Source organism: Salipiger mucosus DSM 16094 (genome assembly GCF_000442255.1).
Taxonomy (GTDB): Bacteria; Pseudomonadota; Alphaproteobacteria; order Rhodobacterales; family Rhodobacteraceae; genus Salipiger; species Salipiger mucosus.
Genome location: NZ_KE557283.1, coordinates 146,502 through 150,162 on the forward strand (window position 1 = coordinate 146,502; position 3,661 = coordinate 150,162).

Genomic DNA, 3,661 nt, shown 5'->3' on the forward strand with positions numbered 1-3,661 from the left:
ATCGGCGACGGCCGCCCGCCCGGCCGGACCGCCGCCCCCAGCACCAGCGCGACGGGCCGCCGGTCCGCTCCGCCACCGCGCGGGCTCCGCGACATCTCCCGGTCCTTCTTCCTGTTCCAAATACGCTCGCCGAAGGCGGCCGGCCCCCGAAGACGCGAACACCGCCGGCGCGGGTGCGCCGACGGTGCCATCATGCCACGAAAGTGGCCCCGATCAGTTGGGAATGTCGCCGGTCAGCCCCTCGACGTAGAAATCCATCCCCGCGAGCGTGCCGTCGTCGGCCACCTCGCCCTCGGCCAGCCAGGCCGAGCCGTCCTGCTTGTTCAGAGGGCCGGTGAAGGGGTGGTAGTCGCCGTTGGCGATGTCTTCCTTCATCTGCAGCGCCTCGGCTTTGACCTCCTCGGGGACCGGGCCGGTGATCTCGCCGATGCCGACCATGCCGTCGCCGATGCCCTGCCAGACGTTGTGGCTCTCCCAGGTGCCGTCGAGAATCGCCTGCACGCGGTCGATGTAATAGGGCGCCCAGTCGTCGATGATCGACGAGATGCGCGGCTCGGGCTTGTAGTCGGCCATGTCGGCCGCCTGGCCGAAGCCGAAGCCGCCGGCCTTCTCGAGCACCGAGAGCGGCGCCGTCGAGTCGGTGTGGGCCAGCACCACGTCCGCGCCCTGGTCGAGCAGCGCCTGGGTGGCGTCGGCCTCCTTGGCGGGGTCGAACCAGCTCGAGATCCAGACCACCGAGAGTTCGACGTCCGGGTTGGCCTTCTGCGCGTGGATGAAGGACGAGTTGATGCCGCGGATCACCTCGGGGATCGGGAAGGACCCGATGTAGCCGATCTTGTTCGTCTCGGTCATCGCGCCGGCGAGGAAGCCGGTGATCGCCCGGCCCTCGTAGAAGCGGGCGGAATAGGCCGAGACGTTCTCGGCGGTCTTGTAGCCGGTGGCGTGCTCGAACTTCACGTCGGGGAACTTCTCGGCCACGGCGATGGTCGGGTCCATGTAGCCGAAGGACGTGGTGAAGATCAGGTCCGCGCCCGAGAGCGCCATCTGCGTCAGCACGCGCTCGGCATCGGCGCCCTCGGGCACCGATTCCTGCTCGACCAGTTCGATCTGGTCGCCGAAGTGCTCCTTCATCTGCATGGCCGACTCGTGGTGGTGCTGCGACCAGCCGCCGTCGTTGACGGGCCCGACGTAGACGAAGCCGATCTTGGGCACGTCCTGGGCAAAGGCGGCGCCCGAGAGCGCGAGGCTCAGCGCGGCCGAGGCGAGAAGGGTTCTGCGTTTCATAGGCGGGTGTCTCCCTGTTTTGGTTCGGTCTGTTGCGACTCTGTTGCGTATGTCCGGTCCGCGCCCGCTCAGGTCGAGGCGTGGAACGGCCGGCCCAGCGAGGCGGGCGCGCCGGCGGCGCCGCGGGCCGAGATGATGACGAGCACGACGATGGTTACCACGTAGGGCGACATCGACAAGAGCTCGACCGGGACGGTGGTGCCGGCGGCCTGCAGGTTCAGCTGCAGCACCGTGACGCCTCCGAAGAGGTAGGCGCCCACCAGCACGCCCCAGGCGCGCCAGCCGGCGAAGACGACGATGGCCAGGGCGATCCAGCCGGCGCCGGCGGTCATGCCCTCGGTCCATTGCGGGACGCGGACGAGGCTGACGTAGGCGCCGCCGAGGCCCGCGCAGGCGCCGCCGAAGCAGATGGCGGCCAGCCGCAGGCGCACGACCTTGTAGCCGAGCGCATGGGCGCTGTCGTGGCTTTCGCCCACCGCGCGCAGGATCAGCCCGGCGCGGGTGTATTTCAGGAAGGCCCAGACGCCCACGACCAGCGCGAGGCTGAAGTAGACCATGATGTCATGGGAAAAGAGCATCCGCCCGACGACGGGCAGATCGCCCAGCACCGGGATGTCGAGCTTGGGCAGCGAGGGCGCCTTCACGCCCTCGTAGGAGGCGCCGATCAGCGCCGAGAGCCCGAGGCCCACCAGCGTCAGCCCGAGGCCCGTCGCCACCTGGTTCGACAGCAGGAACTGCGTCAGCAGCCCGAAGCTGAGCGAGAGCGCCGCCGAGGCCACCGCCGCGAGGGCAAAGCCCAGCAGCGGCGAGCCCGAGCCCACCGCCACGGCAAAGCCGACCACGGCGCCGGTGATCATCATGCCCTCGACGCCGAGGTTCAGCACGCCGGACTTCTCGACCACCATCTCGCCGATGGCGGCGAGCAGGATCGGCGTGGCCGAGACCATGATCGAGGCGACAAGCAGCACGGGGTCCATCAGGCGACCTCCTCGGAGCCGAAGCGGATGCGGTAGTTGGTGAAGACGTCGGTCGCCAGCAGGAAGAAGAGCAGCATGCCCTGGAAGAGCTGGATCGAGGCGCCCGGCAGCCCCAGCATGAGCTGCGCCAGCTCGCCGCCGATGTAAGTCAGCGCCATGAGCAGGCCCGCCAGCAGGATGCCCACCGGGTGCAGGCGGCCGAGGAAGGCCACGATGATCGCGGTGAAGCCGTAGCCGGAGTTGAAGTCGATGGTGATCTGGCCCGCGGGCCCGGTGACCTCGAAGAGCCCGGCCATGCCCGCGAGCGCGCCCGCGATGCCGAGGCAGAGAAAGACGATGCGCGCGGGGTTCACCCCCGCGAAGCGCGCGGCGCGCGGCGCCTCGCCGGTGAGGCGGATGTTGAAGCCCTGGATGTGCCGCGCGAGCAGCACGTAGGCGGCGATCACGGCGATGAAGGCGGCGACCACGCCCCAGTGCATGCCGGTGTCGGGGATGAGCTCGGTGTTGTGCACGGCGGGCCATTGCTTGAAGTTGCGCGAGCCGGGAAAGCCCATGCCCTCGGGGTTGCGCAGCCAGCTCGAGGAGGCCGAGGCGAGGATGTTCTCGGCCACGTAGACCAGCATGAGCGAGACGAGGATCTCGTTGGTGCCGAAGCGCGTCTTGAGCACCGCCGGGATCATCGCCCAGGCCCAGCCGCCGAGCGCCCCCGCCACGATCATCAGCGGGAAGAGCAGCGCCGAGTCCGACGGGTAGACCGCGAGACCCACGGCGGCGCCGGTGACCGCGCCCATGATGTACTGGCCCTCGGCGCCGATGTTCCAGACCCCGGCGCGGAAGCCGATGGACAGCCCGATGGCGATGAGGATGAGCGGGCCTGCCTTGACCAGCAGCTGCGGCCGCGAATAGCCCGAGAACTGCGGGTCGAAGAGCGGGTCCCAGAAGATGATGCGGATCGCCTCGAGCGGCGGTTTGCCGAGCGCCGCGAACATCAGCCCGCCCACGATCATGGTGAGCAGCACCGCCAGCAGCGGCGTCACCGCCGTCCAGAGCCGCGAGGGCTGCGGGCGCCGTTCCAGCCGGATCATCGCGCGGCCCTCCCGGGAGTCATCATCCGGCAAATCCGGCCGCGGCGGTGCGCGCCCAGGAATCTTCGTCCGAAAATTCCCGTCGCCTCAGCCCTCCACATGCGCCACCTCCATGTCGTGCGCGCCGCCCATCATCAGGCCGATCTTCTCGATATCCAGCTCCGGGACCGGCCGGATCGACGACAGCCGCCCCTCGTTGAGCGCGCCGAAGCGGTCCGAGACCTCCATCAGCTCGTCGAGGTCCTGGCTGATCACCACGATCGCCGCGCCCTGCGCCGCGAGGTCCAGCAGCGCCTGCCGGATCGCCGCCGCCGC

The 3,661-nt window shown here is 69.6% G+C and carries 3 protein-coding genes and 1 pseudogene; all 4 read right to left on the minus strand.

Annotation, left to right across the window (positions count from 1 at the left end; all coding sequences use genetic code 11):
• Window positions 1–213 precede the first annotated feature (213 nt).
• Window positions 214–1,284, minus strand: coding sequence for a BMP family ABC transporter substrate-binding protein (locus SALMUC_RS23090; RefSeq protein ID WP_020043731.1), 1,071 nt, complete (start codon window positions 1,282–1,284; stop codon window positions 214–216).
• Window positions 1,285–1,352: 68 nt separating this feature from the next.
• Window positions 1,353–2,261: an ABC transporter permease gene (locus tag SALMUC_RS23095; protein WP_020043730.1), complete on the minus strand. Its 909-nt coding sequence runs from the start codon at window positions 2,259–2,261 to the stop codon at window positions 1,353–1,355.
• Window positions 2,261–3,346 carry an ABC transporter permease gene (locus SALMUC_RS23100; protein ID WP_020043729.1) on the minus strand — a complete coding sequence of 362 codons (1,086 nt, stop codon included), beginning with the start codon at window positions 3,344–3,346 and terminating at the stop codon, window positions 2,261–2,263. Before SALMUC_RS23100 ends, SALMUC_RS23095 begins: the two co-directional genes overlap by 1 nt.
• A gap of 87 nt (window positions 3,347–3,433) precedes the next feature.
• Window positions 3,434–3,661: pseudogene (locus SALMUC_RS23105) on the minus strand (ABC transporter ATP-binding protein); the annotation flags it as partial.

What these genes read in the sequence shown, in the direction of transcription:
- SALMUC_RS23095 (WP_020043730.1), bottom strand. Translation starts at nt 2,261, where the DNA reads ATGGACCCCGTGCTGCTTGTCGCCTCGATCATGGTCTCGGCCACGCCG.
- SALMUC_RS23100 (WP_020043729.1), bottom strand. Translation starts at nt 3,346, where the DNA reads ATGATCCGGCTGGAACGGCGCCCGCAGCCCTCGCGGCTCTGGACGGCG.
- SALMUC_RS23090 (WP_020043731.1), bottom strand. Translation starts at nt 1,284, where the DNA reads ATGAAACGCAGAACCCTTCTCGCCTCGGCCGCGCTGAGCCTCGCGCTC.